Below are 21,763 nucleotides of genomic sequence, written 5' to 3'. Positions count from 1 at the left end.
TTAGTTGGTGGATTCATTGGTGGAGATGACGGGAATCGAACCCGTGTCCAAAATCGCAAGTGCCATAAGCTTCTACAAGCTTAGTTTGCTATTTAACTTCGCAAATGTTACTCCCACAAACAGGGCTAACAAAAGCTATTCTCTGAAATGTCCCCTAGAACTTAGAGAAATCGCTTAGGGTAATCTGTATTTAAGTGACACCTTGGCTGAACGCTCCTACAGAAAAGAAAGTTCAAAGGTGAGCTGTCATTATGCAGCTAAAGCGTAATTATTGTTTCCATCTAAACGATGAGTTGATCTCTCACAGCGATCAACCTGGCCTGCTACTTATAACCTCACAACCCTGTCGAAACCTTTGCATCCCCATTATTAAATTGTAATTTATTATAACACATATTTTTTTTAAACTCAATGAAACTTTATGCTAACTTCTCATGGATTTAATTTTTTTAATAGTTAAAAATAAAAGAATGACCGCAACTGTGGTATCAGCTATAGGAAATGCTAACCAAACACCAGTTTCTTTGAAAAAATATCCCAAAATATAAACCAAAGGAATATTTAAAATAATAATTCTAGTTATAAAAAATCTAGTGGCGATAACATTTTCTTTTATAGATTGAAAGAAATTATTACAGGCTAGAAAAATAGCTGTAAAAGGCATTAAAAAAAGATTAACTCTCATAGCGGTCACTGTAAAAGCGATTAGGTCAGGGTCATCCTTTATAAAGAAAGAAACGATTGCGGTTGTGTTGGCAAGCATTAGTATAACAAGCAATAAGGATACGCTAACAACTGTGTAGAGTTGTATTTTCAAAACTTCCTTAACTCTTTTAAAATTATTAGAACCAAAATTATAAGAGATAATAGCTGCTGTTCCTTGATTGAATCCCTGAAGGCTTGTATTCATAACACTCCTACAAATTGAGATAATACCAATAGCAGCGGTGGCAATATCACCGCCGTAAACTCCAGCTTGTTTATTTGTGATTGTTATAATTAATGATTGAAGGAGTTGATTGTAAAATCGTGGACTTCCAATTCTAAAAATCTCTTTTAAAATTTTAAAATTATAAGAGAAGTTTTTTTTGGAAAATGTAATAATATCAGATTTTAAAAAATAATTTAAGACGTATATTGCACTCAAAAAAGTTGCAATAAGAGTTGCAAGCGCAGCTCCTCCAATCCCCATTCCAAGTTTTAAAATAAAGATATAATCTAAGATAACATTTAAGACCCCAGTGGAAATGTTCACTCCCATTGCAGTAACAGAGTCTCCAATCCCTCGAATAAGAGTGCTTTGACCTAAAATCATTTGAAAAACCGCAATCGGAATTAAAAATTTTGTATATTCTTTAGCAAAAGGAATAATTAAATCAGAAGCTCCAAGGAGTTTAAGTATTTGGGTATTGAAAGACCAAAGGAAAATAGATAGAAGAATACCTGTTACTATAATCCAAAGAAATCCTGTACACAAAACTTTTTCAGCCCCATCCTGATCATTATTTCCCAACTTGATTCCTATAATAATTGCAATACCCGAGAAAGCAAAATTAAAACTATTGATAATCATAGCATATGGAAAAACAAGAGCTACTGCTGCCATTCCAGATCTACCAGCAACTTGTCCTATAAAAAAGCGATCAGTTAAAACGCAAAGCATTCCAATAATAGCTCCGAAAGATGAAGGAATACTAAACTTAAGTATAGTGGATAGTATTCCTTGTTTTTCAAACTTTAAACTTAAATCGTTCAAAATATTTCCCCCTAGTTATATTAGTTAGATTAAAAAGTATACCGAAAAATAATTAAAGATGCTTCCTGCTAGAACGAAAATATGCCATACTCCATGAGAAAATTTTTTATTTTTCATCATATAGAATACAGTTCCAATAGAGTAACTAACTCCACCCCAGATCAACAAACTTAAAGATATGGGTGGAACAAGTGTTTTTAAATCATCAAAAACAAAAACAATCATCCATCCCATAAGAAGATATATAAGCGTTGAAAGGAAGTTAAATCTTCCAATAAAAAATAATTTAAATAAAATTCCAACAAGAGTCATTCCCCATTGAATAGAAAATAAAATCCATTTTACATGTCCATCAAAAACACCTAAAAGATAAGGGGTATATGAACCAGATATAAGAATGTAGATAGCGGAATGATCTAAAATTTTAAAAATCCGCTTAAATTTACCTGTATATAAGATGTGATAAGTTCCAGACATGGTATAAAGCAAAATTAATGAAAAACAAAACACCATTGAACCGACAACATATCCTATGTTATTAGTTCTTAAAGAATGGACTAAAAGTGCACCGGTACCAACAAGTGCTAAAATAGCTCCAAAATAATGAGTCATAGAATTAACCCATTCTTCAACTCTAGATAATGTATTATTCATATTAGTCCTCCTAGTTATTTTTTCTAAAATTTAAAGTAAGTTCATCAAATTTAGGTTCAAGCTGTCTAAGTTTAATACCAGCAGCATTTAGAAGTTTCTTAGATGCAATATTGGAATCAGAGTTACTGTATTTATCAGAAAGATATACAACCTCACTGATTCCACTTTGTATGATACTTTTAGCGCATTCATTACAAGGGAATAAATCAACATATATAGTACAACTTTTTAAATTTTTAGTACTGTTTAAGATAGCGTTAAGTTCAGCGTGGCAAACATATGCATATTTATTTTCTAGGAAATCCCCGTCTCTATTCCAAGGGAAATCATCATCCGAGCATCCAGCAGGAAGACCATTATATCCAACACCAACAATTCTTTTATCTGGAGTCACAATACAAGCCCCAACTTGTGTTCCAGGATCTTTGCTTCGTTTAGCTGAAAGAATTGCAACACCCATAAAATATTCATCCCAATCAATATAGTTTGTTCTTTTTAACATTAAAATCCTCCAATTAAAATTGTATTTTTTTACTTTGTAAATATAGATCTGCTATAGCGATAGCGACAGAGTTCTCTAGGACAATTGGAACTCTCAAAATGAATGCGACATCGTGTCTTCCATTTATTTTTAAGGGTGTAATTTTATTTTCTTCAAAATTGTAGGTATTTTGAGATTTAAAAATACTTGAAGTTGGTTTGACAGCTACCCTTAAGTAGATATCATTTCCATTGGTAATTCCACCATTGATTCCACCACTATTATTAGAAGATGTTTTACCATTTTTTTCAACAAAAATATCGTTGAACTGACTTCCGAAAACTCGTGTTCCTTCAAAGCCTGCCCCAAATTCAATTCCCTTAATTCCAGGAATAGAAAAGACAATAGATGAAATTTTAGATTCAACAGACTCAAAAAAAGGTTCGCCTAGACCAACAGACATATTTTTTATAGAAAGCGAAAGTATACCACCTAAAGAATCACCATTTTTTTCAGTATTTTTTAAATAGTCATCCAATTTATTTTTAAAATCATTTTTGTTTAAAGTTCCGATACTCTCAATTTCGCAAACAAAATCAAATTTATTTAAGATTTTTTTTGCAATAACTCCGGCCGCAACAAGGCCTAGAGTTAATCTTCCAGAAAAATGCCCACCACCTCTCATATCGTTGAAAGAGTTGAATTTTTGTACAGCTGAAAAATCAGAGTGACCGGGTCTAGGATGAGTTTTAAAATCATCATAAACACGAGAATTTATGTTGTTATTTTGAAAAAATATATTGATAGGAGCTCCAGTGGTAAAGTTATTAAAAACTCCGGAAAGAAGAATGGGAAGATCCTCTTCGGTTCGTTTTGTAGTACCTATTTTACCAGGTTTTCTTTTAGATAAATCCTCTTTAAAATCATCAATATTCAACGGAATTCCAGGTGGAACACCATCTACAACAATTCCAACACCAGCACCATGAGACTCACCATATATTTGAACTCTAAAGAGAGAACCAAAACTATTCATAAAATTCCTCCAAACTTTTAATATTTATAGTTCATTCTATCATAAAAGCTTGTAAATATTAATTAAAAAACAAAAAATACATAATAAAAAGCAACTAAAAATAATTGCAAAATTTCAGAAAAAAGTGTAGAATATAATAATTAATACATTTTGATAAAAAAGAATTTATATATAGGATAAAAAGTTATTCGGAGGAGATTAGTTGTGTTTATAGATGAGGTTATATTAACGGTTAAAGCAGGAAATGGTGGAGATGGAGCTGCCACTTTTAGAAGAGAAAAGTTTATACAGTTTGGAGGTCCAGATGGTGGAGATGGAGGAAAGGGTGGAGATTTAGTATTTATAGCTGATCCAAATATCAATACACTTATAGATTTTAAATACAAAAAGTTATTCCAAGCTGAAAATGGTGAAAACGGTGCTAAAAAAAATATGTTTGGAAAAACAGGAGAAGATTTAGTTATTAAAGTTCCTATTGGAACACAAGTGAGAGACATTGAAACAGGTAAATTGCTACTTGATATGAGTGTTTCAGGAGCCCAAAGAGTTCTTTTGAGAGGAGGAAGAGGAGGGTTAGGTAATACTAACTTCAAAACTTCAGTTAGAAGAACACCGACAATGGCTGGAAAAGGAAAAGAAGGAGTAGAACTAAGAGTTAAATTAGAGTTGAAACTTTTAGCGGATGTTGCTTTAGTAGGATACCCTTCGGTTGGAAAATCAAGTTTAATAAATAAAATATCAGCGGCTAAATCAAAAGTAGGAAATTATCACTTTACCACATTAGAACCTAAATTAGGAGTTGTAAGACTTGGAGAGGGGAGATCGTTTGTGGTTGCAGATATACCTGGTTTGATAGAAGGAGCTCACGAAGGAGTAGGTTTAGGAGATAAATTTTTAAAGCATATTGAGAGATGTAAAATGATCTACCATATAATAGATGTTGCTGGAATTGAAGGAAGAGATCCAATTGAAGATTTCGATAGAATAAATAATGAGTTAACAAAGTTTAGTGAAAAGTTAGCGAATAAAAAACAGATTGTTTTAGCAAATAAAATGGATTTAATTTGGGATATGGAAAAATATGAAGAGTTTAAAGCATACATAGAATCAAAAGGGCATGAAGTATTTCCTGTATCAGTAATCTTAGGAGATGGAATAAAAGAGGTTCTGAATAAAACTTGGCATGTTTTACAAGAAACAGTAAGAGAAGAGCTGGAAGAAGAAGCTGATATTATTGAGGTATTGAGAGCTAACAAAGTTACTAAAGAACCATTTACAGTTATACAGGATGAGGATGGCGTATTTGTTGTGGATGGATCTATGGTTGATGGAGTATTGGCGAAGTATATAATAACTCATGATGATGAGTCGGTAGTTACATTCTTACATATGCTTAGAACTTTAGGATTAGAAGAAGCTTTAAGAGATGCAGGAGTGGAAGATGGAGATACTGTAAGAATTGCTGATACAGAATTTGATTTTGTTGAGTAAGTTATGAAAGCTGAGCCATTTGGCTCAGCTTTTTTTGTTAAAACTAAGAGAGGTGAAGAAATGAAAGGTATTGTTATCGCTGGGCCAACAGGAGTTGGAAAGACAGAATTATCTATAAAATTAGCAAAGGCATTAAATGGTGAGATTGTTTCAGCAGATTCAGCTCAAGTATATAAAGGTATGGATATAGGTACAGCTAAAATAAAGGAGCAGGAGAAAAATGGAGTTGTTCATCATCTACTTGATATAGTAGAACCGATAAAGAAATATAGTGTTGGGGATTATCAGAGAAAAGTGAATGAAATTTTAAATGTATCTGAAGATAAAAATATTTTATTAGTGGGTGGAACGGGACTCTATATAGACTCAGTTGTAAGAGGATTATCAGTATTACCTGAAAGTGATTCGCAGATAAGAGAAAAGTTAATGAAAGAGAACGGAGAAAATCTTTTTAAACTACTATGTGAAATAGATCCTGAAAGTGCAGAAAGTATTCATCCAAATAACAAAAGAAGAGTTGAAAGAGCTTTGGAAGTTTTTTATAAAACAGGAGAGAAGTTCTCAGAACTATCTAAAAAAAATATAAAAGGCAATAATTTCAAATTTTTAAAAGTAGCTTTAGAAAGAGACAGGGAATACCTTTATGAAAGGATTAACAGAAGAGTTGAAATAATGATGGAAAATGGTTTGTTAAAAGAAGTGGAGTCACTGTATGAAAAATATGGTGAGTCTTTAAAAAGAATAAATATAATCGGATATACAGAGCTAGTTGATTATATAGAAGGTAAGATAAATTTGATTGAAGCTAAGGAATTAATAAAAAAGAATTCAAGAAATTATGCTAAGAGGCAATTTACATGGTTTAAAAATGATGATGAATATATTTGGTATGATTTAGATAAAATGTCAGAAAAAGAGATTTTTTTAGATATTTTAGAAAAATTTAACAGACTATAAACCCTTTGTTAGTCTGACTTTATAAAAAATAGATCAAAATAATAGTCTTGATAAAAAGGTATTCGTGTGGTATCATTGTACAGAAAAGCTTTATAAGGAAGTGCTGAATGATAAAGAAGATTTGTGTTGTGTTTTTAGTTGTTTTGACTGCTTCTTGTTCAAATTTAGAAAATAAAAACAGAGAAAATTTAACTGGTATTGACAACAGATTAAATACTAAATTAGAGCTTATTCAAAAAGATTTACAAAAAAATAATTTGATAAGTTTAAAAAACAGTTTGGATGTATCGTTAAAAGAGAGATATATGGTGAACAAACTATCGGATTATAACTTGTCAGAATTAAAGTTTTATTTTACTAAACCTGAATTTGAAAAAACTACGGCTAAAAATAGTGTAGGAATCAGGATTGGTGAAGAGATTATTTATTTTAATTTAGAGTATAAATATTCAAACGGTGACTGGAAAATAATAAAATTTACAGAGAGAAGGTGAAAATATGCAGAATGAAATAAAACTGTATGTTCCATCATCTTTAAAAAATCTTTCTATTATTAGAGCTATGACAAAAACATACTTAGAGCATCAAAAAGTTGATCAGAAGGATATAATGAAAATACTTTCAATTGTAGATGAACTTGCAACAAATGTTATAGAGCATGGATATGAGTATAAATCTGGGGATATAATAATAGAACTTCAAAAGAATGAAGACATTATACACCTTATAGTTGAGGATAATGGTATTGGTTTTGATGAAGATAAGATTAGTAAAGAAGAAGGTGGAATGGGGCTTTTTTTAGCCAAAGCAATGGCGGATAATTTCAAAATAGAAAAAAAAGTTAATGGTACAAAGATAAAAGTTGAAAAGAGAATTAAGGAGGAGAATTAAAGATGACTACGAATTTTGAAATAGTTGAGAAAAATGTAGATGATATAAGAGTAATAAAAGTATATGGAGAGCTAGATGCGTTAGTAGCACCAAAGCTAAAAGAGAAAATAGCAAAACAAATAGAGTTAGATATAACTAAATTTGTTATAGATTTTGAAGAATTGGTACACATAAATAGTTTGGCAATGGGTATTTTGAGAGGGAAATTAAGAGTTGTTAGAGAGTTAGGTGGAGATATAAAATTAGTTGCATTAAATGATCATATCAGAACAATATTTGAAATGATTGGTTTAGATGAGCTATTTGATATCTATAGAACAGAAGAGGAAGCAATTGCTAGTTTTAGATAAATAGATATAAAAAGGAGAGAGTATGAACTTAATAATAGGAGTTGGATTAGCTATAGTAGGAATTGCAATAGTTTTTAGTGCTTTGTATAAAAAATCAACTATAGATAAAAAAATAGAGGAATTAAATAATTTAGAAGATGATAAATTAAAAGCTAAAATAAAAGCTAAAGATATTTTAGAAAGAGCAGAAAAAGAGGCTTTCGCTAAAGGAAAAGAGATTGAATTAAAAGCTAAAGAAACTGTTTATCATATGAAAGAGGAAGCAGAAAAAGAGATCAAAATAGCAAAGAACGATCTTTTACAAAAAGAATCAAGATTAGCAAAAAAAGAGGAAACGTTAGAGGTTAAAATAGAAAAAGTTGAAAATAGAGCTACTGAACTAGAAGGAATAAATGCAACTTTAGAAAATAAAAAACTTGAGATAGAGGATGTAAAAAAGGCACAAGAAGAAGCTTTGGAAAAGATATCTGAGATGACAAAGAACGAAGCGAAAGATATGTTAATATCTAAGTTAAAGGATGATTTAGTACATGAAACAGCTTTAGCAATTAGAGAGTATGAAAACAAAATGGAAGAGGAAAAAGATAGAATATCGAAGAGAATTTTATCGACAGCTATTGGAAAAGCTTCTTCTGAATTTGTTGCAGACGCAACTGTATCGGTTGTAAATCTACCAAATGATGAAATGAAGGGAAGAATTATAGGTAGAGAGGGAAGAAATATCAGAACAATAGAGGCTTTAACAGGGGTAGATATCATAATAGATGATACACCTGAAGCAGTAGTTTTATCAAGTTTTGATGGTGTAAAAAGAGAGGTTGCTAGAAGAGCAATAGAAAAACTAATCAATGACGGAAGAATACATCCTGGAAAAATAGAAGAAGTTGTAAATAAATCGAGAAAAGAGATAGAAAAAGATATAGTTGAAGCAGGAGAACAAGCTTTACTTGAGTTAGGAATTCCAGGTATGCATATGGAAATCATTAAAACTTTAGGAAGATTGAAATATAGAACAAGTTATGGTCAAAATGTATTGACTCACTCAATTGAAGTGGCTAAACTAGCAGCAAATTTAGCTGCTGAATTAGGGGCAGATACAAAATTAGCTAAAAGAGCAGGTTTATTACATGATGTGGGTAAAGTTTTAGAACACGATATAGAAGCTTCTCATGCAATCATAGGTGGAGAATTTTTAAAGAAATTTGGAGAGAAACCCGCAGTAATAAATGCTGTAATGGCTCACCATAATGAAGTTGAGTTTGAAAGTGTAGAAGCTATACTGGTTCAAGCATCAGATGCTATTTCAGCGTCTAGACCTGGAGCTAGAAGAGAAACTCTATCTACATATTTAAAAAGACTTGAAGGGTTAGAAGAGATTGCAACTTCTTTTGAAGGGGTAGAATCTTCATATGCAATTCAAGCAGGTAGAGAGATTAGAATCATAATAAATCCAGAGGTTGTTTCAGATGATGCAGCGACTAAAATGGCTAGAGATATAGCAAAAAGAATTGAGGAAACAATGCAATATCCTGGGCAAATAAAAGTAACTATCATGAGAGAAACAAGAGCAGTAGAGTACGCAAAATAATGATCAAGGAGAAAAACAAAAGTTTTTCTCCTTCTTTATTTAAAAAAGGGGGGGGACAGATGTATAAACTTTTTTTAGATAATCATAGAAATGGGGTAATGATACTAGATAAAGATTTTAAGGTTTGTTACAGCAATAAGATACTACAACAAGTTTTTAAGAAGGATTCAGGGGAAAGATGTGGGGAATTTTTAGAATGCTTTAATCAAAACTTAGAAAAGAAAAGGTGTTTAGAAACATCCCGTTGTTCTGGATGCAATATTAGAAAAAATATAAAAAGAGTTTTAGACGGAGAGTTAGATGACATATATATTGAAAATGTAATGTACGAAGCTTTTATATACAAACAAAAAAAAGAGATTTGTATTGGAATAGAGATAAAAAAAATAAATAAAATGGCAAATGTTTTTGTAGCGATAGAATTTTTTAAAGTTAAAATGGATGAAAAACTATTGATTTCAGACGAAAGAATTATGGACGAAATATTAGATAATATAGGGGACTATATATTTTATAAGGACACATCTTTAAAATATATTTATGCGAATAAAGCTTTTTGTAATTTTATAGGATTGAAAAAGATAGATTTGATAGGAAAAGAAGATAAAGATTTGTTTCCTAAATATATGAGTGAAGAGTGGAAAAAAATAGATGATTATGTTTTGGAAAATGGGAAGTATAGTGGGGAATCAAAGTTTAACGGAAGATATTATAAGATAAATAAAGAAAGAGTAAAAATAGATAAAGGAAATCTTTTAGCTTGTGTAATCAAGGATATAACTTATGAAAAAAATGAGATGAAAAAAGTTTATATCGATAAATTAACAGAAGTAGGAAATAGACATGGTTATGATGAAAAAATTAGAGAAATTTTTGAGAAAAAAAACAGAAGTTATGATTTAATTCTTTTGGATTTAGATCATCTAAGAGATTTAAATAATAATTTTGGTCACTCAACAGGAGATAAAGCTTTGAAATATGTTGCTAAAACATTAAAAAGCGAAGGTTTAACTGATATTTATAGAATAGGTGGAGATGAATTTGCTATTCTTACAGATAATACTGAAGATTCATTCGAAGTTTGTAATAGAATAAATTTAAAAATAAAAAAAATGGTTTTAGATGGAAAAAAAATTTCAGTGAGCATGGGATTGGTAAGATTGAAGTATGAAGAAAGTATTTTAACAAATTTTAATTATGCCGATAGAGCTCTATATGAATCTAAAGAAAAAGGTAGAGGAATAGTGACAAAGATAAAAAGATAGAGGTTTTCTCTATCTTTTTTTGTTGGTTTAAATTTTTAATTTTATAAATTTAGATTCATAATCTTTTAAGGAATCAAATGCAAATTTTGAAAGGGGAAAAACCCCAGATAAATTGATTATTGTCATAAGAGCAAGCCCTAAATCAGCTAGATTCCACATAAAAATATTTTGTTGAATTCCACCAATAAAAATCATAGATAGAGCAAAAATTTTAAAACAAGTTTGTCCAATTTCCTTATCTGTTAAGAACTTAACGTTAACTTTTCCATAAAAACATATTCCAAGAAGGGTTGAAAAACAGAAAAGAAAAAGAATAATAGCTACGAAAATCTCTCCAAAAGTTGAACCTAAATGGTAGTTAAAAGATTTTTGTAGGAGTTCCATTCCATTTAAATTTTGAATGATTGATTCCTTTGTTAAAAGCATAACGAGTGCAGTAGCTGTACAGATAACAAATGTATCTACAAATACACCTAAACTTTGGATAAGCCCCTGTTGAACAGGGTGAGAAACGTTAGCACTAGCAGCAGCACAAGGAGCACTTCCAGTTCCAGCTTCGTTAGAAAAAAGCCCTCTCTTAACACCTTGCATGACGATAGCCCCAACAGTTCCACCTACTCCTTGTCTTATACCAAATGCTTCTGAGAATATACGAGTAAAAACATCTGGAAGCAGATTGAAGTTTTTTATGATTATAAAAAATACAATAGCTAGGTATAAAAAAGCCATCAAAGGAACTACTTTATCTAAAATTTTAGCAGTTTTATCAGTTTTTCCAAAAATTACGATGGCGGCCATAAGAGTTAAAAGTCCGGCCATTATAAAAGGATTTAAATTAAAAGCTACATTAAAAGATTCGGTAACAGAATTGGATACAACTTGTAGAACGCCAGCCCAACAAATTATCCCAGTAAAAACAAAGGCAATTCCCCAACTCTTTTTGCCCAGACCATTTTTTAAAAAGAAACATGGGCCTCCAAAAAAAGTTCCATTTTTATCTTGTTCCCTAAAGATTATAGCCAAAGTTGTTTCTATAAAAGCAGTTGCAGAACCTAAAAAAGCAACGACCCACATCCAAAATATGGAACCGGCTCCTCCAATAGAGATTGCACTGACAACACCAGCAAGATTACCAGCTCCAACTCTAGTGGCAGTACTGATACAAAACGCTTGGAAAGGTGAAAGGTTTTGATTGTTGTTATCAGATTTCTCGTATAAAAGAGCAATCATATGCTTAAAAAAACGAATTTGTACAAAATTTGTTTTAAAAGTAAAAAATACTCCTGAAAAAATAAGTAAGACAACAAGTAGATTTTTACCCCAAAGAATGGAGTTTAAAAAATTAACAATAGTTTCTAAAAAATTCATAATGACCTCCTAAGATTAAAAAAATAAAAAAAAGCCTGTGGATTGACCACAGGCTGCAAACTAACAGTTCTATGTAACAAATCCATCTTACTAGTTATTAACCGGTAACACAAAGTGGATTCGTATTTTTTGAATGAAACAAAAATACCAACCCTAGGTTAGATAATAATAGTAATATGAATTTATATTAAACATTACTTTTTGTTCCATATTTTCCTCCAAAAATTTATTTTATGTATTATAACATAATAGGAGAAAAAAACAAGGGTTTTTTTAAAAATAGAAATAAAATTTTATTGAGAAATTTTAAAAATGTAGTTTTGTATTGGAGAGAGGTATTATTTTATGTAGAATTAGGAACAAAAATATATTGGATATATAAATATAAAATGGTATAATAAATAATAATTTATAAATTTGATAAAGAATTGGAAAAGGTGAGGAAATGTTTATAAAAGCTATACTTTTAGTTGTAATTGGATCTATGATTGGGTGGATTACAAACTATATTGCAATTAAAATGTTATTTAGACCATATAAAGAAATAAATTTATTTTTCTTTAAAATTCAAGGACTAATTCCAAAAAGAAAACATGAAATTGGTATATCTTTAGCACATACAATTCAAAGTGAATTGATATCTTTAGATGATATTATGAGAAAACTAGAAAATGCCGATATAGAAAATGAAATGGGAAAAGTTATAGATAGAATTCTTGAGCAAAAATTGGCAGCAGAAATATCTTCAAAATTTCCGATGTTAGCTATGTTTTTGAACGAATCAACATTAAGGAAAATAAAGGATTCAATCAGAGATTCAATAATGGAGAATAAGGATCAAATAATAGGAATGCTATTTGAAACTTTAGAGAAGAATGTAGACTTTAAAGAGATTATAGTAGAAAAAATAGATGGTTTTTCTTTAGAAGAACTTGAAAGAATAGTTTTTTCTTTAGCGAAAAAAGAATTAAAACATATAGAGATTGTGGGAGCAATTTTAGGTGGGTTGATAGGGATAGCTCAATTCTTAATAACAGTTTTATTTTAAGGAGATGGAATGGATAGAGTAGTTTCTGAGAAGGAGTTTGAGTTTGAAGGAGAAATACAAAAAAATTTAAGACCTAAGAGGTTGACAGAATATATAGGACAGGATTCCTTAAAAGAAAAAATGGAAATATTTATAGAAGCCGCTAAACGAAGAGGAGGGTGTATTGATCATGTATTATTATACGGACCACCTGGACTTGGGAAAACAACATTAGCAGGTGTGATTGCGACAGAGATGGGAGTTAGTTTCAAGGTCACTTCAGGGCCAATATTAGATAAAGCTGGTGATTTAGCAGCTATTTTGACGTCTTTAGAAGAAAATGATATTTTATTTATAGATGAAATTCATAGACTGAATACATCTGTAGAAGAAATTTTATATCCTGCTATGGAGGATGGAGAATTGGATATCATAATTGGAAAGGGACCCTCAGCTCGTTCGATTAGAATAGAGTTACCTCCGTTTACTTTGATAGGGGCAACGACTAGAGCAGGACTTCTGAGTTCTCCTTTGAGAGATAGATTTGGAGTTGTCCATAGGATGGATTACTATAAAAATGATGAACTAGAAGGAATTGTAAAAAGAGGTGGTTCTCTTTTAGGAGTGATGGTGGAAGATAGCGGAGCTAGAGAAATAGCGCTTAGAAGTAGAGGAACACCAAGAATAGCAAATAGACTTTTAAAAAGAGTTAGGGATTATTGTGAGATAAAAGGAAATGGAATAGTAAACTTAGAAAATGCAATTAAAGCCTTAAATATATTGGGTGTAGATGAGCAGGGTCTGGATGAACTAGATAGGGATATAATCACCGCAATAATAGAAAATTATGGCGGAGGACCAGTGGGCGTTGAGACTTTAGCTTTGATGTTGGGCGAGGACAGAAGAACTATCGAAGAGGTTTATGAGCCTTATTTAGTTAAAATTGGTTATATAAAAAGAACTAGTCGTGGTAGAATGGTTACAGAGAAGGCTTATAGTCATTTTAAAGCAAAGGAGTAAGAGGATGAAAATAAGTACAAAAGTTAGATATGGAGTAAAGGCTTTAGTATATATAGCAGAAGCGAGTCAACATGGAAATCTTGCTAGAATAAAAGAGATATCAGAAGCTGAAGATATTTCAGTTCAATACTTAGAGCAAATATTGTTTAAATTAAAAAACGAAAAAATAATTCAAGGTAAAAGAGGTCCTAATGGAGGATATAAACTTTCTATAGAACCAGAAAATATAACATTGCATGAATTATATAAAATATTAGAAGAAGAAGTAAAGGTAATAGATTGTAATGAAAATAATAAAACAAAGAATTGTTCTTGTGTGGACGATGAGTGTTCAACAACTTGCATTTGGAGTAAGTTAGATATTGCAATGACCAAAATATTAGAGGATACTACTCTAGCGGAGTTAATAAAAAATAAGGATATGATATAGGAGATTATAGTGATAAGTGTTATAATATCTAAGGAAAATATAGCTAATAATATAATAGAAATAACAGATAAAAATGATATAAATCATCTTAAAAATGCTTTTAGAGTAAAAGTTGGAGAGGTTATTAGGGCTGTTGATGGAGAGTTTGAGTATATATGTGAGATTTTATCAATAGATAAAAGGATGCTAGAAGCCAAGATTTTAGAGAAAAATGAAGATAAATATTCAACGAAAGTTGAGATAGATGCAGCTATCGGAATTCTAAAAAATGATAAAATGGATTTGTCTATTCAGAAGTTAACAGAGGTTGGGGTAACTAAAATAATACCACTACTTACTAAAAGAGGGATAGCAAAAATAACAGAAAAAAAAGATAAATGGGATTTGATTGCCAAAGAAGCGATAAAACAGTGTCAGGCTGTTAAATTGATGGAGATTCAAGAACCTAAAAAATTGGCTGAATTAGATTTTGAAGAGTATGATTTAGCCGTGGTTCCATATGAGTGTGAAGAGGAAAATTCTTTAAGAAATATATTGAATAAAATTAAAGAAAAACCCAAAAAAGTTTTATATATAATCGGTCCAGAGGGGGGATTTGATAAAGAGGAGATAGAGTTCTTACAGGATAGGGGAGTGGTTCCCGTATCGTTAGGAAAAAGAATTTTAAGAGCTGAAACTGCCTCAATTATTGTAGGAGGAATACTGGTAAATGAATTTTAATAAAAAAGTTGCTTTTTACACGTTAGGGTGTAAAGTTAATCAATATGAAAGTGAAAGTTTAAAAAATCAACTTGTGAAGTTTGGTTATGAAGAGGAAAATTTTGAAAAAGAAGCGGATATATATATAGTTAATTCATGCACTGTAACTAGTATAGCCGATAAGAAAACAAGAAATATCCTAAGAAGAGCTAAAAAATTAAATCCTAATTCAATAGTGATAGTGACAGGATGCTATGCTCAAACAAATTCAAAAGAACTATTAGAGATAGAAGAGATAGATTTTGTAATTGGAAATAGTAACAAAAGTGGATTGGTTGATTTTATAAGAGATATAGAAAATAAAAAGTCTAAAGTTTTATCGGAAGATATATTCCAAGATAAAGCTTATGAAGAGTATGAGTTTGCAACCTTAAGAGAGATGTCAAGAGCGTATATTAAAATCCAGGATGGTTGTAATAACTTCTGTTCTTACTGTAAAATACCTTTTGGAAGAGGAAAGAGCAGATCTCGTTCTTTAGAGAGTATCTGCAATGAGATTGAAATTCTTACGAAAGAAGGCTTTAAAGAGTTTATAATAATAGGAATAAATCTAGGGGCTTACGGAGAAGATTTAAAGGAAGATATAGATTTGGAAAAATTATTAGAAAAAGTTATAAAACTAAACGGAGTTGAAAGAGTGAGAATTGGATCGATGTATCCGGATAAAATATCAGATGAATTTATAGATATTATGAAGGAAAATAAAAGGTTGATGCCTCATTTACATATCTCTTTACAGTCTTGTGATGATACAGTTTTAAAAAAGATGAGAAGACATTATGGAGCGGACTTAATAGAAGAAAGACTTATGAAATTAAGAGATTCGATAGAAAATATGGAGTATACAGCAGATGTTATAGTTGGGTTTCCTGGAGAGACAGACGAGATGTTTGAAAATACATACAACCTTATAAAAAAAATCGGTTTTTCTGATTTACATGTATTCCAGTATTCTGATAGAGAAAAAACGTTAGCGAGCACATTTACAGATAAAATTGATGGAGTTATAAAAAAACAAAGAGCAGAAAAATTAGAAGCACTTAGAAAAGAAATGTCCAAAGAAAGAAAAGAAAAATATTTAAAGAAAGATTTGGAAGTTTTAGTGGAAGAGATAAAAGAGGACGGTTATTCATATGGATATAGTCAAAATTACCTTAGAATAAAAACACTTAATATCAACGCAAGTGTTAATGAATTAGTGAAAGTTGAAATTTCAAATTTAGAAAAGGAGCTACTAATTGCAGATGAGAAGGGAAAAAGGGATTAGAAAAAATAAAACTGGAATGAAAACATTAGGAAATGTATTTGTAGCACTGATTGTTATAGTTTTTTTAGGTATATTTTTAACATACAATCTAAATAAAAATAATAAGAGTTTAGAAAAGTGGGAACGGTATGCAATTATAGGAAAAAATAATATTATAGTTGTATATGAGGATAAGCTTGCAGTGAAAATTCCTTTTGATATCCAAGTCGATAAAGAAACAACAATCAAAAATTTAGTGGATTCTAGGAATTATGAAATGGTAATTGGATCAATAAATAATTTTTTGCCAGAAAAAATCTCAAATTATAAAGTTGTTAAATATAGTGAAATTTCATTAAATGTGAAAAATGCAAGAAATATACCGGAGATGGTTATAGAGGATAAAAAATATATACTGACATCGGGAACACAGGCATTATTTTCAGACCTATATGGTGGTGAACTTAAAAGTTCAGGGAACATAGTAGTAGATATACTGAATGCAAATGGAGTTGGTGGATATGCTAGACAAACTGGTGAAAAGTTAAAAAACAAATTGTCTCTAACATACACAGCAGCAAACTATGAAAAAAATACAAACTATAGTTTAATAAAGATAAATGAAGCTACAAAAGAAAATTTAGAAGACATATTAACAAATGTAAATGAAAAATACTTTAAAATAAAAGAGGATAATGATATCCCAACATTAGCAAGTGTTGTATTGATTTTAGGAAGAGAAAAAGATATTGATTTTAAAATTGATATAAAAGGAACTTCAACGGATGCAAAAGGAGCTTTAAAAGAACTTGAAGATTTAGGATATAAAAATGTTAATTTAAAAAATGAATCTAAAAAATTAGAAAAACCTGTTATAGAATACAATAAAGAGGACTATTACACAGCTTTAAAAGTTGCTAAAAAACTCAACATTGTGAGTATGATTGAAAATAATAGTCTAGATAATAAATTGAACATCTTAATGAACTAAGATTATAAGGAGTGAAAATGCTAGATTTTATCTCGATATTATTTATATTTATATTAGATAGTATTCCACAAATGTCATCAAAAGGATTTTTAATAATGCCATATCTGGCTTATTTATCATATAAAAAAGAGAAAAAAATAGTATTTTTATTTCCTATATTAGCAATTATTTTAGCTTTACATTCAAGTGAACCAGCTTACGGTTTTATATTTATAGGGATAAACATTGTTTTTTATTATCTTTATTTTATAAATTTTGACTACAATATTGGGAATATTTATATTCTATCTATTTTACAAATTGTAGTCTGGAAAAAATATATAGGGAGTCCTTTAATCATAGTAAATATCTTGTTTCTTTCAATATTTTATTTTGCAATTAATTTATTATATATGAGGAGAGCAACTAAGTGAAAAAAGATCTTGGAATAAAACTGGGGAAAAGTTTTGAATTTAGAGGAGATATATATAAGGGGTTAATATTTGTTGCTTTTTTACTATTGGGATCTAGGATGGCTTATTTGCAGATTGTAAAAAAGGATAAATACAACTATTTAGCCCAAAAAAATCGTGTAAAATTAAGAAAAATTGAAGCTGAAAGAGGAAATATTTATGATTCCAATGGAGAATTAATTGTAACAAACACTTTAGGATATCGATTGGTATATTTGAATCAAAGACATATAGATGAAAAACAACTAAAAGAGATGAAAGAGGTTACTGGTTATACAGAAGATTATTTACAAAAGAGGATTAAATATGGAGAAATTGTACCATACACTAAGGAGAATATACTTGTAGAAGATTTAGATTTAGGATTAGCACATAAATTGATGGAAAAAATAGGTGATTATCCATATTTAGAAGTTCAAAGTTATTCAAAAAGAAAATATATATATGATACCTTAGCAGCTCATACAGTAGGATACGTAAAAAAAATTACGGAAAAAGAATATGAAAATTTAAAAGACCAAGGTTATTCACCAAGAGATATTGTGGGAAAGACTGGAATCGAAAGAATTTATGATTTTCAAATGAAAGGGAAACCTGGATATGATTATATAGAGGTAAATGCCTTAAATAAAGCACAGAAAATAGAGAAAAGTAAAAATCCAGTTGAAGGATATAATTTGCATCTTTCGTTGGATATGAGGCTTCAAAAGGATATGGAAAAACTTTTTGAAGAGAGAAATTTAACGGGTTCTCTGATAGCATTAGATGCTCAAACAGGAAAAGTTTTAACTATGGTGAGCTATCCAACCTATTCACTGACAACATTTAGTTCTAGAATATCTCAGGAAGAATGGGCAGAAATAACAGGGGATCCAAGAAAACCATTAACAAATAAAAGTTTAGCAGGTGAATATCCGCCAGGTTCAGTTTTCAAACCATTTTCAGCATTTTCATTTTTTAATAACGGCTTAAGTCCCAAAACAAAGATTTATGATAATGGGGTTTATAGTATTGGAAAATGGAGTTGGAAAGCATGGAAAAAAGGTGGACATGGAACTGTGGATTTTGAAAAATCTATAATTGAATCAGTTAATCCATACTATTATAAGTATGCCGATGAGTTTGGGCATGAATCTATAGTTGATACAGCTGGAAAATTTGGATATGGAAAGTTAACAAATATAGATGTTTTTGGTGAAAGATCGGGGATTTTACCTAATGAAAAATGGAAAAAGAAAAGATTTAAACAAGGGTGGTTTAAGGGAGATACAATAAATCTTTCAATAGGCCAAGGGTATTTATTAGTAACTCCTCTTCAAGTGGCAATCTCATATATGGGATTAGCAAACAGAGGGAAAGCTTATGTTCCGCATGTAGTTGATTATATGGAAAATGGAAAAGACAGAATAGATATAAAACCAGAGGTTTTATATGAAAATAATTTGCCAGGTTGGTATTATGATGTTTTAAATAAAGCATTGATAAATACAGTGGAAAAAAATAATGGAACTACGAAGTCTTTAAGAACGCCAGGACTATCAATTGGAGCAAAAAGTGGATCAGCTCAGAACTCAAAGTTTGATGAGACACATGCACTTGTTGCAGGATACTTTCCTGCTGACAAACAACCTAAAGTAGTATTCACAGTTCTTTTAGAAGGAGCAGGTGGAGGTGGAAGTGTGGCTGGAGGAGTAGCTAAAAAATTTGTGGACAAATATTTGGAATATTACAATGAGGAGATGAAATGAATTTAGAAAATATTACTGAAAAGGAGAAAGACACAGTAAAGAAAAAACCAAAACGAAAAAAGTATTATAATAAACCTAAAGCCACAGAGAAAAAAACAGAAGATGTGGTGGCAGGAGAAGTAAAAAAACCAGCAGAATTAAAAGAGGAACAGATATCGAAAAAAAGAGTTCCTAAAAAAATAGAAAAAGAAGAGAATACAGAGGTTGAAAATAAAACTCCTCTAAAGTTAGAGAAAGAAGAAAAAATGTATGTTATCCCGTTAGGTGGATTGGATGAAATTGGAAAAAATATGACTTTAGTTCAATACAGAGATGAGATAATTATAATTGACTCTGGGGTTACATTCCCAGATGATGGACTTTTAGGAATAGATTTAGTTATCCCGGATTTTAGTTATATAGAAAGCAACAGAGATAAAATAAAAGGACTTTTTATAACACATGGTCATGAGGATCACATAGGTTCAATTCCTTATCTTTATCAAAAGATAGATAAAAATATTCCTGTTCATGGGGGAAAATTAACGCTGGCATTGATTAAGTCTAAGTTTGAAAATGGAGATGTATCTAAAGTACTTCCAAAGATGAGAGAAGTAAAAGGTAGAGATAAGATAAAAATAGGAAAGTATTTTGAAGTTGAATTTGTTGGAGTGACACATTCAATAGCGGATGCTTATGCAGTAGTTGTTACAACTCCAGCAGGAAGAGTTATGTATACAGGTGACTTTAAAATTGATTTAACTCCAGTAGATGGAGATGGGGTAGACTTTTTAAGACTTGCTCAGATTGGTGAGGAGGGGGTAGATTTACTTTTATCAGATTCAACAAACTCTGAAATAGAAGGATTTACACCATCTGAAAAGACAGTTGGAGAAGCCTTTAAAGTTGAGTTTACAAAAGCTAAAGGGAGAATAATTGTTGCTGCCTTTGCATCGCATGTTCATAGATTACAACAAATTGTAAATATAGCTCATGAATATGGAAGAAAAATAGCTATTGATGGAAGAAGTTTAGTGAAAGTATTTGATATAGCCTCATCATTAGGATATTTAAAACTTCCTGAAAATATAATGATAAATTTATCTGATGTTGATAAGATGAAAGATAATAAAGTTGTAATTCTCTGTACTGGAACACAAGGAGAACCAATGGCGGCTCTTTCAAGAATTGCAAAAAATATGCACAAACATACGAAGGTGAAAGAAGGGGATACAGTAATTATTTCTGCAACGCCGATTCCTGGAAATGAAAGAGCAGTTTCAAATAATATAAATAGTCTTTTAAAATACGATGCAGAAGTTGTATTCAAAAAGATAGCAGGAATACATGTATCGGGACATGCTAGTAAAGAGGAACAAAAATTGATGTTAAACTTGATTAAGCCTAAGAATTTTATGCCTGTACATGGAGAGTTCAAAATGCTAAAGGCTCACAAAGAGACTGCTATTGAAACTGGAATTTCAAAAAACAACATAGTTATTGCAACTAATGGAAGTAAGGTTGAAGTGACTAAAACAAGTGCAAAAATAAAAGGAAAAGTTAATGCAGGAGCAACACTGGTTGATGGACTTGGTGTTGGAGATATAGGGCATATAGTGTTAAAAGATAGACAGCAACTATCGCAAGATGGGGTTGTAATCGTTGTATTCACTATGGATAAAGAAACAGGAAAAGTTCTAAGCGGACCAGATATTGTAACAAGAGGATTTGTTTATTCAAGAGACTCAGAAGTAATATTAAATGAGGCCAATGAACATATAAAAGTAAAATTAAAAGAATTTGAAGAAACTGGCGTAAAAGATTGGACAACTATAAAAAATAGTGTTAGAGATATAGCTAGTAGATTCTTCTATAACAGAATAAAAAGAACACCAGTAATATTACCAATCATCATGGATGTATAAAAAGAATTTAAGAGATAAAGAGGAGAAAAAATGAATTTAACAAGTAAGAAGAGAGCATTTTTAAAAAAGAGAGCTCACAATTTAGACGCAATATTTAGAGTAGGAAAAGAAGGGTTTTCAGAAACTTTAGCTCAAGGGGTAGCTGATGCAATAGCTCCAAGAGAATTAATAAAAGTAAAAATTCTTCAAAATTCAGAAGTTGAAAAAAAAGAGGTTGCTTATCAAATAGCTGATGCAATAGGTGCAGAAGTTGTTTCAATAATAGGAAGAACAATAACTTTCTATAAAGAGAGCGAAGAAAAACCATCAATATCTTTAGAATTAAAAGGAATAAAGTAAAAAAATAGAG

At 30.5% G+C, this 21,763-nt stretch carries 22 protein-coding genes and 1 other RNA gene; 17 read left to right on the top strand and 6 right to left on the bottom strand.

The window, feature by feature from the left end; genetic code table 11:
• Positions 1 to 17: 17 nt before the first annotated feature.
• From ssrA to Q0V67_RS08505, 5 genes are all read right to left on the bottom strand, one after another.
• Positions 18 to 365, bottom strand: a transfer-messenger RNA (tmRNA) gene (gene ssrA, locus Q0V67_RS08525).
• Positions 366 to 424: 59 nt separating this feature from the next.
• A complete protein-coding gene (locus tag Q0V67_RS08520) occupies positions 425 to 1,756 on the bottom strand; it encodes an MATE family efflux transporter (RefSeq protein ID WP_297598716.1) in 1,332 nt (443 codons plus the stop codon).
• A 24-nt stretch (positions 1,757 to 1,780) separates the two neighbouring features.
• Positions 1,781 to 2,410 carry a hemolysin III family protein gene (locus tag Q0V67_RS08515; RefSeq protein WP_297598714.1) on the bottom strand — a complete coding sequence of 210 codons (630 nt, stop codon included), beginning with the start codon at positions 2,408 to 2,410 and terminating at the stop codon, positions 1,781 to 1,783.
• 10 nt (positions 2,411 to 2,420) lie between these two features.
• Entirely contained in the window at positions 2,421 to 2,912 is a 492-nt protein-coding gene (locus tag Q0V67_RS08510; protein ID WP_297598712.1) for a cytidine/deoxycytidylate deaminase family protein, read from the bottom strand.
• A 13-nt stretch (positions 2,913 to 2,925) separates the two neighbouring features.
• Positions 2,926 to 3,927, bottom strand: a complete 1,002-nt coding sequence (locus tag Q0V67_RS08505) for a chorismate synthase (RefSeq protein WP_297598710.1) — start codon at positions 3,925 to 3,927, stop codon at positions 2,926 to 2,928.
• Positions 3,928 to 4,131: 204 nt separating this feature from the next.
• On the opposite strand from Q0V67_RS08505, the gene obgE reads away from it, so the two are divergent.
• The 7 genes from obgE (at position 4,132) to Q0V67_RS08470 (ending at position 10,469) form a co-directional block, all read left to right on the top strand.
• On the top strand, positions 4,132 to 5,418 hold the full coding sequence (obgE, locus tag Q0V67_RS08500; RefSeq protein ID WP_297598708.1) for a GTPase ObgE: 1,287 nt from the start codon (positions 4,132 to 4,134) through the stop codon (positions 5,416 to 5,418).
• Between the two features lie 60 nt (positions 5,419 to 5,478).
• Positions 5,479 to 6,375 carry a tRNA (adenosine(37)-N6)-dimethylallyltransferase MiaA gene (gene miaA / locus Q0V67_RS08495; protein ID WP_297598707.1) on the top strand — a complete coding sequence of 299 codons (897 nt, stop codon included), beginning with the start codon at positions 5,479 to 5,481 and terminating at the stop codon, positions 6,373 to 6,375.
• A 107-nt stretch (positions 6,376 to 6,482) separates the two neighbouring features.
• Positions 6,483 to 6,869, top strand: coding sequence for a hypothetical protein (locus Q0V67_RS08490; protein ID WP_297598706.1), 387 nt, complete (start codon positions 6,483 to 6,485; stop codon positions 6,867 to 6,869).
• Positions 6,870 to 6,873: 4 nt separating this feature from the next.
• Entirely contained in the window at positions 6,874 to 7,266 is a 393-nt protein-coding gene (locus Q0V67_RS08485) for an ATP-binding protein (RefSeq protein ID WP_297598705.1), read from the top strand.
• Between the two features lie 2 nt (positions 7,267 to 7,268).
• Entirely contained in the window at positions 7,269 to 7,616 is a 348-nt protein-coding gene (locus tag Q0V67_RS08480; protein WP_297598704.1) for an STAS domain-containing protein, read from the top strand.
• A gap of 22 nt (positions 7,617 to 7,638) precedes the next feature.
• A complete protein-coding gene (gene rny, locus Q0V67_RS08475) occupies positions 7,639 to 9,204 on the top strand; it encodes a ribonuclease Y (protein WP_297598702.1) in 1,566 nt (521 codons plus the stop codon).
• A gap of 59 nt (positions 9,205 to 9,263) precedes the next feature.
• Positions 9,264 to 10,469, top strand: a complete 1,206-nt coding sequence (locus tag Q0V67_RS08470; RefSeq protein WP_297598701.1) for a diguanylate cyclase — start codon at positions 9,264 to 9,266, stop codon at positions 10,467 to 10,469.
• Between the two features lie 27 nt (positions 10,470 to 10,496).
• Here Q0V67_RS08470 and Q0V67_RS08465 read toward each other — a convergent pair whose 3' ends face one another.
• A complete protein-coding gene (locus Q0V67_RS08465; RefSeq protein WP_297598699.1) occupies positions 10,497 to 11,837 on the bottom strand; it encodes a sodium:alanine symporter family protein in 1,341 nt (446 codons plus the stop codon).
• Positions 11,838 to 12,288: 451 nt separating this feature from the next.
• On the opposite strand from Q0V67_RS08465, the gene Q0V67_RS08460 reads away from it, so the two are divergent.
• The 10 genes from Q0V67_RS08460 to yhbY are packed head-to-tail and all read left to right on the top strand — an operon-like array spanning position 12,289 to position 21,753.
• Positions 12,289 to 12,885, top strand: a complete 597-nt coding sequence (locus tag Q0V67_RS08460) for a DUF445 family protein (RefSeq protein WP_297598718.1) — start codon at positions 12,289 to 12,291, stop codon at positions 12,883 to 12,885.
• A 9-nt stretch (positions 12,886 to 12,894) separates the two neighbouring features.
• Positions 12,895 to 13,884 (top strand): Holliday junction branch migration DNA helicase RuvB, encoded by a 990-nt coding sequence (ruvB, locus tag Q0V67_RS08455; protein ID WP_297598697.1) that lies wholly within the window; start codon positions 12,895 to 12,897, stop codon positions 13,882 to 13,884.
• Between the two features lie 4 nt (positions 13,885 to 13,888).
• The gene (locus tag Q0V67_RS08450) at positions 13,889 to 14,314 is read left to right on the top strand and encodes an Rrf2 family transcriptional regulator (protein WP_297598695.1); all 426 of its coding nucleotides are present in this window, start codon (positions 13,889 to 13,891) and stop codon (positions 14,312 to 14,314) included.
• Positions 14,315 to 14,323: 9 nt separating this feature from the next.
• Positions 14,324 to 15,034 carry a 16S rRNA (uracil(1498)-N(3))-methyltransferase gene (locus Q0V67_RS08445; protein WP_297598693.1) on the top strand — a complete coding sequence of 237 codons (711 nt, stop codon included), beginning with the start codon at positions 14,324 to 14,326 and terminating at the stop codon, positions 15,032 to 15,034.
• On the top strand, positions 15,024 to 16,340 hold the full coding sequence (mtaB, locus tag Q0V67_RS08440) for a tRNA (N(6)-L-threonylcarbamoyladenosine(37)-C(2))-methylthiotransferase MtaB (RefSeq protein WP_297598691.1): 1,317 nt from the start codon (positions 15,024 to 15,026) through the stop codon (positions 16,338 to 16,340). Before Q0V67_RS08445 ends, mtaB begins: the two co-directional genes overlap by 11 nt.
• The gene (locus Q0V67_RS08435; RefSeq protein ID WP_297598689.1) at positions 16,318 to 17,310 is read left to right on the top strand and encodes a LytR C-terminal domain-containing protein; all 993 of its coding nucleotides are present in this window, start codon (positions 16,318 to 16,320) and stop codon (positions 17,308 to 17,310) included. The genes mtaB and Q0V67_RS08435 overlap by 23 nt, the downstream gene beginning before the upstream one ends.
• 17 nt (positions 17,311 to 17,327) lie before the next feature.
• Positions 17,328 to 17,723, top strand: a complete 396-nt coding sequence (locus Q0V67_RS08430) for a hypothetical protein (protein ID WP_297598687.1) — start codon at positions 17,328 to 17,330, stop codon at positions 17,721 to 17,723.
• Entirely contained in the window at positions 17,720 to 19,510 is a 1,791-nt protein-coding gene (gene mrdA / locus Q0V67_RS08425) for a penicillin-binding protein 2 (protein ID WP_297598685.1), read from the top strand. Before Q0V67_RS08430 ends, mrdA begins: the two co-directional genes overlap by 4 nt.
• Positions 19,507 to 21,414 carry a ribonuclease J gene (locus Q0V67_RS08420; RefSeq protein ID WP_297598683.1) on the top strand — a complete coding sequence of 636 codons (1,908 nt, stop codon included), beginning with the start codon at positions 19,507 to 19,509 and terminating at the stop codon, positions 21,412 to 21,414. The genes mrdA and Q0V67_RS08420 overlap by 4 nt, the downstream gene beginning before the upstream one ends.
• A gap of 30 nt (positions 21,415 to 21,444) precedes the next feature.
• A complete protein-coding gene (gene yhbY / locus Q0V67_RS08415) occupies positions 21,445 to 21,753 on the top strand; it encodes a ribosome assembly RNA-binding protein YhbY (RefSeq protein ID WP_297598681.1) in 309 nt (102 codons plus the stop codon).
• The last annotated feature ends 10 nt before the right edge of the window (positions 21,754 to 21,763 follow it).

The organism is uncultured Cetobacterium sp. (genome assembly GCF_947072685.1).
Lineage (GTDB): Bacteria > Fusobacteriota > Fusobacteriia > Fusobacteriales > Fusobacteriaceae > Cetobacterium_A.
The sequence above is the reverse complement of the archived record's forward strand: the minus strand, read 5'-3'. Positions and strand labels throughout refer to the sequence as shown.

What these genes read in the sequence shown, in the direction of transcription:
- Q0V67_RS08515 (WP_297598714.1), bottom strand. Translation starts at nt 2,410, where the DNA reads ATGAATAATACATTATCTAGAGTTGAAGAATGGGTTAATTCTATGACT.
- Q0V67_RS08510 (WP_297598712.1), bottom strand. Translation starts at nt 2,912, where the DNA reads ATGTTAAAAAGAACAAACTATATTGATTGGGATGAATATTTTATGGGT.
- Q0V67_RS08505 (WP_297598710.1), bottom strand. Translation starts at nt 3,927, where the DNA reads ATGAATAGTTTTGGTTCTCTCTTTAGAGTTCAAATATATGGTGAGTCT.
- miaA (WP_297598707.1), top strand. Translation starts at nt 5,479, where the DNA reads ATGAAAGGTATTGTTATCGCTGGGCCAACAGGAGTTGGAAAGACAGAA.
- Q0V67_RS08490 (WP_297598706.1), top strand. Translation starts at nt 6,483, where the DNA reads ATGATAAAGAAGATTTGTGTTGTGTTTTTAGTTGTTTTGACTGCTTCT.
- Q0V67_RS08485 (WP_297598705.1), top strand. Translation starts at nt 6,874, where the DNA reads ATGCAGAATGAAATAAAACTGTATGTTCCATCATCTTTAAAAAATCTT.
- Q0V67_RS08480 (WP_297598704.1), top strand. Translation starts at nt 7,269, where the DNA reads ATGACTACGAATTTTGAAATAGTTGAGAAAAATGTAGATGATATAAGA.
- rny (WP_297598702.1), top strand. Translation starts at nt 7,639, where the DNA reads ATGAACTTAATAATAGGAGTTGGATTAGCTATAGTAGGAATTGCAATA.
- Q0V67_RS08470 (WP_297598701.1), top strand. Translation starts at nt 9,264, where the DNA reads ATGTATAAACTTTTTTTAGATAATCATAGAAATGGGGTAATGATACTA.
- Q0V67_RS08465 (WP_297598699.1), bottom strand. Translation starts at nt 11,837, where the DNA reads ATGAATTTTTTAGAAACTATTGTTAATTTTTTAAACTCCATTCTTTGG.
- ruvB (WP_297598697.1), top strand. Translation starts at nt 12,895, where the DNA reads ATGGATAGAGTAGTTTCTGAGAAGGAGTTTGAGTTTGAAGGAGAAATA.
- Q0V67_RS08450 (WP_297598695.1), top strand. Translation starts at nt 13,889, where the DNA reads ATGAAAATAAGTACAAAAGTTAGATATGGAGTAAAGGCTTTAGTATAT.
- mtaB (WP_297598691.1), top strand. Translation starts at nt 15,024, where the DNA reads ATGAATTTTAATAAAAAAGTTGCTTTTTACACGTTAGGGTGTAAAGTT.
- Q0V67_RS08435 (WP_297598689.1), top strand. Translation starts at nt 16,318, where the DNA reads ATGAGAAGGGAAAAAGGGATTAGAAAAAATAAAACTGGAATGAAAACA.
- Q0V67_RS08430 (WP_297598687.1), top strand. Translation starts at nt 17,328, where the DNA reads ATGCTAGATTTTATCTCGATATTATTTATATTTATATTAGATAGTATT.
- Q0V67_RS08420 (WP_297598683.1), top strand. Translation starts at nt 19,507, where the DNA reads ATGAATTTAGAAAATATTACTGAAAAGGAGAAAGACACAGTAAAGAAA.
- yhbY (WP_297598681.1), top strand. Translation starts at nt 21,445, where the DNA reads ATGAATTTAACAAGTAAGAAGAGAGCATTTTTAAAAAAGAGAGCTCAC.